Genomic DNA, 6,184 nt, shown 5'->3' with positions numbered 1-6,184 from the left:
TGGATTCGTACATCCCTACGCCAGAGCGCGCAGTGGACGGCGCCTTCCTGATGCCAGTGGAAGACGTGTTCTCGATCTCGGGTCGCGGCACCGTGGTGACCGGTCGTGTTGAGCGCGGCATCATCAAGGTCGGCGAAGAGATCGAAATCGTCGGTATCACCGACACCGTGAAAACCACCTGCACCGGCGTGGAAATGTTCCGCAAACTGCTGGACCAAGGTCAGGCAGGCGACAACGTTGGTCTGCTGCTGCGCGGCACCAAGCGTGAAGACGTGCAACGTGGTCAAGTTCTGGCAAAACCAGGCTCGATCAAACCGCACAACCACTTCACCGGCGAGATCTACGTTCTGTCGAAAGATGAAGGCGGCCGTCACACCCCGTTCTTCAACAACTATCGTCCACAGTTCTACTTCCGTACGACTGACGTGACCGGTTCGATCGAACTGCCAGCGGACAAAGAAATGGTTATGCCAGGCGACAACGTGTCGATCACCGTCAAGCTGATCAACCCGATCGCGATGGAAGAAGGTCTGCGCTTCGCAATCCGCGAAGGCGGCCGTACCGTCGGCGCCGGCGTTGTGGCAAAAATCCTGGCCTAATTTTTAGTCCGGATTGAAACAGGGGCGGGATGGTGTGATACCATCTCGCCCTTGCGTATCAAACTCGTTCTTTTAAACATTGCTGGCGCTACAAAGTTGCCAGTTCGCTCTTTTGAGGAATTATCATGTCCGCACCAAACCAAAAAATCCGTATCCGCCTGAAAGCTTTCGACTACAAGCTGATCGACCAATCGGCCCTGGAAATCGTTGACACCGCTAAGCGCACCGGCGCCGTTGTCAAAGGCCCAGTCCCACTGCCAACCCGCATCCAGCGTTTCGACGTTCTGCGTTCGCCACACGTCAACAAGACCTCGCGCGACCAGTTCGAAATCCGCACCCACCAGCGCCTGATGGACATCGTCGACCCAACCGACAAGACCGTTGACGCACTGATGAAGCTGGACCTGCCAGCTGGCGTTGATGTCGAAATCAAACTGCAATAATTGATACAAGTTGGCAGCCTCGGCTGCCGGCTGATGATGGGGCCGGACGTGCAAGCGTCCGGCCCCATTGTTTTTCCAGATCTAACTGGGCGGCTGGGTGCAGCGCACTTATCCGCCGATCGACTGGGATGCCGCCAACGGCCGCACGCGGATTCTGGTTTACCTGCACGGCGATGCGCCCGGCACCCGATGGGCGCGCGCGCTGCGCGCCGGCGACCGCTGCGTCGTCTTCGGTCCGCGCAAGTCGGTCCGGCTGGATGCGCCTTCCGGCGTGATTCTGTTTGGCGATGAAACCTCGCTGGGGCTGGCTGCCGCGCTGGCGTCGCAGGCGCCGCTGCATCTGCTGCTGGAAGTCTCCGCCGATGCCGACGCCGCGCTCGGCCAGCTTGGCCTGCGGGACGCGCAGTGCTGCGGGCGGAACGCCAGCGACACCCATCTGATCGCGCTGGAAGGGCGCTTGAGCGCGTTGCTGCAGGCGCATCCGGCAGCGGACATTGTGCTGAGCGGCCGGGCCGGCGCCATCCAGCCCATGGCCCGCCTGCTGCGGCAGCACGGCGTGGCGGCGGCGCAGCGCCAGAGCAAGGCGTATTGGGCGGCGGGGAAAACCGGACTGGACTGAAGCGGCGCGCTACGCCAGCCGCGCTTGCGTGCCGGTGCCGGCGCCGATGCCGTGGTCGGCAAACGGACGCATCAGGTAATGGCGCGCCATGGCGGCGCCGCCGATGGCGATGGTGTTGGCGCCGAACTGCGGCGTGCGCAGCGCCGGCGCCGGCAGCGAGGTGGCGCTGGCGCAATCGAGCAGCACCTGCCGCCCCGGCGCGATGAAGCGTTCGCCCAGCCGCAGCGCGGCGCCGCCCAGCACGATGCACATCGGGTCGAATGCCACCCACAGATTATTCAGCAGCACGCCCAGGTTGCGCCCGGCCGCCTCGACCGCCGCCAGCGCGCGGTCGTCGCCGGCCTCGGCGGCGGTGAACAGCCGTTCCAGCTGCGCCGGCGTGGACGGTTGGTCCGGGCCGTAGACGGCGTCCAGCAGCGCCTGCAGGCCGATCAGTGCATCGGCGCAGCCGCGCCGGCCGCAGGAGCAGGGCGGCCCGCCCTGCTGCAGGATGGTGTGGCCGACCTCGCCGGCAAAGCCGTACAGCCCGGTCAGCAGGCGGCCGTTGACGATGATGCCGGCGCCCACGCCGTAACCAATACTTACATAAATCAGCGGATCGGCGCCGCGCTGGCCGGAAAATTCCAGCTCGGCCAGCGCCGCCACATTCGCTTCGTTCTGGATGAACAGCGGCAGCGCCGCCAGCGCGCCGCCGGCCAGTCCGGCGCGCAGCAGGCCGGTGACGTCGACATTGCGCCAGCCCAGGTGCGGCGCGATGTGCAGCATGCCGGTGGCGTCGTCGACCGCGCCGTGCAGGCCGACGCCCACGCCCAGCATGGTGCGGCCGGCCAGTGCCGCATCCGCGCCCAGTTCGTTGAGCGCCCGCGCCACCTGCGCGATGCAGGCGGCGGCGTCGCTGGCGTTGTCATAGGGCAGGGCGCGTTCGGCCAGCACCTCGCCCAGCAGATTGGTGGCGACCAGGCGCGCGGCGCCGATACCGAGGTCGGCGCCCAGCAGGGCCAGGCGGCTGTCGTCCAGGTGCAGCGGCGTGGCGCGGCGCCCCAGCGCGCCGGTGGTGCGCAGCGCGCTTTCGCTGAGCCAGCCTTCATCCATCAACTCGCGCACCAGCAGGCTGACGGTGGATTTGGTCAGGCCGACGGTTTCGGAGAGGGCGGCGCGCGACATGCCCGGTTCGCTGCACAACTGGCGCACCAGGGCCATGCGGTTGATTTGCTTGAGTAATTGCTGGTCACCGGCGACGATCATGAAGGCTGTTCCGAAAAAGCGGTGCAGCGATCATACACCCGTGTCGCGCGTTCAAACATTATTACAACATAATGCCATTACGTAACGCGGGATTTTACATGGAATTGGTTCGATCAATTGACGAATGCCGGCGTTTCTCCTATTCTGAAGTTGCCTAATTTGTCACAGCAATGAACTAATTAAGGCAACTGCCGGTCGATGTTGCGCCCCCGGCTTAAATCATAAATAAGGAGACAAAATGCAACGATCTTTGAAAACGTTTTCAGAGTTGGCGCGCCGACGCCGTCTGATCAGCCTGGCGGTAGCCGGCGCCTGCGCCACCTTCTCGGCGGCCCAGGCGCAGGAAGCATCCAGCGCCACCGACAGCACCACCAACGCCCCGTCGGTGATTGTGACCGGCATCCGCGCCAGCATGCAGTCCACGCTGAACATGAAGCGCAACGCCGACGGCATCGTCGACGGCATTGTCGCCGACGACATCGGTAAATTCCCGGACACCAACCTGGCCGAGTCGCTGCAGCGGATTTCCGGCGTCTCGATCGACCGCAGCAATGGCGAGGGCCAGAAGGTCACCGTGCGCGGTCTCGGCCCGGACTTCAACCTGGTGCTGCTGAACGGCCGCCAGATGCCGACCACCGACCTGAGCGACCTATCCGGCCGCTCGTTCGACTTCTCGAACCTGGCGTCGGAAGCGATCTCGCAGCTGCAGGTGTACAAGACCGGCCGCGCCGACAGCCCGACCGGCGGCATCGGCGCCACCATCAACGTCATGACCGCGCGTCCGCTCGACAACCCGGGCATGCATTCGAGCGTCGGCGTCAAGGCGGTCAAGGACACCTCCAACGACCACCTGCCCGACATGCTCAAGAACCAGAGCGTGACGCCGGAGTTCTCCGGCATCTACAGCAACACCAGCGAGGACGGCCGCTTCGGCGTCGGCGTCAGCGCCAGCTACCAGAAGCGCGCCTCGGGCTTCAACCGCGCCGGCCTGGCCAACGGTTACCAGGGCCCGTACCTGGGGTCGGACACCACCGCCGGCTCGACGCTGCCGCAGCCGGGCCAGCCTGGTTCGCAGAACATCACCAACCGTCCGGGCCAGAACGACCTGTACTCGATTCCGCAGAACTTCGGCTACGGCGTCAACGCCATCGAACGGCAGCGCACCAACGGCCAGCTGGTGCTGCAGTTCCGCCCGGTCAAGGAGCTGACCACCACGCTGGACCTGACCTATTCGGAAAACAAGGTACAGACCAAGCGCGACGAACTGAGCGTGTGGTTCGGCCAGACCCCGACCTCGACCAGCACCTGGCCGAGCGGCCACGTGGTCTCGCCGCTGACCTACATGGAAACCTACCAGACGCCGCAGGATATCTCGGTGGTGGGCGGCGACTATGCGACCAAGACCCAGAACAAGTCGATCGGCTTCAACGCGCTGTGGAAGGCGTCGCCGACGCTGCGCGTCGAGTTCGACGCCCACCACTCGACCGCCGAGTCCGGCGCAGACAGCCCGTTCGGCAGCGAGAACAACCTGTCCAACGCCAGCTTCAGCCGCGGCAATACCAAGATCGACTTCACCCACGAACTGCCGGTGCTGAGCATGCCGGCGGCCGACCTGGTGAACCAGCCGATCCAGGCCGCCGGTTCGTGGTTCCACAATAGCTGGGAGAAGGCCACCGTCAACCAGGCGCAAGCCAAGGGCAATCTGCAACTGCTGGAAGCGTCGAACCTGAGCTTCGGCGTCAGCTATACCGATTCGACCAACCGCTCGACCTTCTCCAACGTGCAGAACAACACCTGGGGCGGCGCCACCAAGCCGTCGGATTATCCGGCCAGCATCTTCCAGGCCAATCCGCTGGGTTCCTACTTCAACAAGCTGGGCGGCCACGACGCGCCGGAACTGTTCGGCTCGCTGTACACCTTCAACTTCGCCCAGCTGCGCGCGTTGACGGCGCAGGCCACCGGCAACGCCGCCGGCTACCTGCCGAACTTCGCCAGCGCCGACACCGACCGCGAGCTGAAGGAAAAAACCAGCTCCGGCTACCTGTCCTTCGGCACCGACTGGGACACCGCGATTCCGTTCCACTCGGCGATCGGCGCGCGCATCGAGCGCACCAAGGTCACCTCGGTGGCCCAGGTTCTGCCGGGCACGGCGGTGGTGTGGGTGTCGCAGAATGAATTGCCGATCACCTTTGCGGGCAACTCGTACAGCACCCAGGACGCGTCCTACACCAACGTGCTGCCGAGCCTGAATCTCGACTTCGACCTGCGGCCGGACATGAAGCTGCGCGCCAGCGCCGGTTCGACCATCGGCCGGCCGCGCTACGACCAGCTGCAGGGCGGCCTGACGCTGGGCACCATCGGCAACGTCTTCACCGGCGGCACCGCCTCGGTCGGCAACCCGGCGCTGAAACCGGTCAAGTCGAAGAACCTGGACCTGTCGTGGGAATGGTATTACGACCAGCAAAGCGTGCTGTCGCTGGCCGGCTTCCACAAGAAGATGGACAACTACGCCGGCCAGACCGTCATCTCGCAGCCACTGTACAACCTGCACACGCCGGTCGGCGGCGCCTACTACAACGCGGCCATCGCCTCCGGTTGCACGGCGGCCGACACCAACTGCCTGCGCAATTACATCCTGAGCCACTTCGACGGCCAGCCTGGCGTGCAGAAGACCGGCGTCAAGTCGGACGGCAACCTGAACGGCAACATCACGGGCCTGCCGACCGATCCGCTGATGAACTTCCTGACCACCACCTATGCCAACCAGAAATCGGCCACCGTCAAGGGCGCCGAGATCAACGTCCAGCATATGTTCGGACGCAGCGGCTTCGGCGTGCAGGCCAACTACACCTATGTGACGTCGCCGACCAAGTACGACAACGCCAACACCAACGACCAGTTCGCGATCCTGGGGTTGAGCAATTCGGCCAACCTGGTGGGCATCTTCGAGAACAAGGACTGGTCGGTGCGGGTGGCCTACAACTGGCGCGGCGAGTTCCTGGCCTCGACGGTGGACGGCGGCGGCCGCGCGGCGCCGGTGTACACCGACGCCTATGGCCAGACCGACGTCAGCATCGGCTACACTTACAACAAGAACCTGAGCTTCCAGGTGGAGGCGATCAACCTGACCGACTCCACCCAGCGTCAGCATGGCCGCACCCAGGCGGCGACCTTGAACGTGACGCAGGCCGGTCCGCGTTACATGGTCGGAGCGCGCTACAAGTTCTGATGCGCAGCGTCTGAGCAGCAGTGCAGGCCGCCGTGGTTAGGCGGCCTGT

At 64.6% G+C, this 6,184-nt stretch carries 5 protein-coding genes; 4 read left to right on the top strand and 1 reads right to left on the bottom strand.

Annotation, left to right across the window (positions count from 1 at the left end; all coding sequences use genetic code 11):
- The 3 genes from GJ698_RS27625 to GJ698_RS27615 form a co-directional block, all read left to right on the top strand.
- The coding region (locus tag GJ698_RS27625) for an EF-Tu C-terminal domain-related protein (protein ID WP_267874849.1) at positions 1-599 on the top strand (599 nt) is incomplete at its 5' end.
- 125 nt (positions 600-724) lie between these two features.
- Positions 725-1,042 (top strand): 30S ribosomal protein S10, encoded by a 318-nt coding sequence (gene rpsJ / locus GJ698_RS27620; protein ID WP_005663509.1) that lies wholly within the window; start codon positions 725-727, stop codon positions 1,040-1,042.
- Positions 1,043-1,139: 97 nt separating this feature from the next.
- A complete protein-coding gene (locus GJ698_RS27615) occupies positions 1,140-1,661 on the top strand; it encodes a siderophore-interacting protein (RefSeq protein ID WP_166454952.1) in 522 nt (173 codons plus the stop codon).
- A 9-nt stretch (positions 1,662-1,670) separates the two neighbouring features.
- Here the strand turns inward: GJ698_RS27615 and GJ698_RS27610 are convergent, their stop codons facing one another.
- Positions 1,671-2,906, bottom strand: coding sequence for an ROK family transcriptional regulator (locus GJ698_RS27610; RefSeq protein WP_154361062.1), 1,236 nt, complete (start codon positions 2,904-2,906; stop codon positions 1,671-1,673).
- Positions 2,907-3,144: 238 nt separating this feature from the next.
- Between GJ698_RS27610 and GJ698_RS27605 the strand changes: the two genes are divergently transcribed.
- A complete protein-coding gene (locus tag GJ698_RS27605; RefSeq protein ID WP_154361061.1) occupies positions 3,145-6,135 on the top strand; it encodes a TonB-dependent receptor in 2,991 nt (996 codons plus the stop codon).
- The last annotated feature ends 49 nt before the right edge of the window (positions 6,136-6,184 follow it).

This window comes from Duganella aquatilis (assembly GCF_009674565.1).
Lineage (GTDB): Bacteria > Pseudomonadota > Gammaproteobacteria > Burkholderiales > Burkholderiaceae_D > Rugamonas > Rugamonas aquatilis.
The sequence above is the reverse complement of the archived record's forward strand: the minus strand, read 5'-3'. Positions and strand labels throughout refer to the sequence as shown.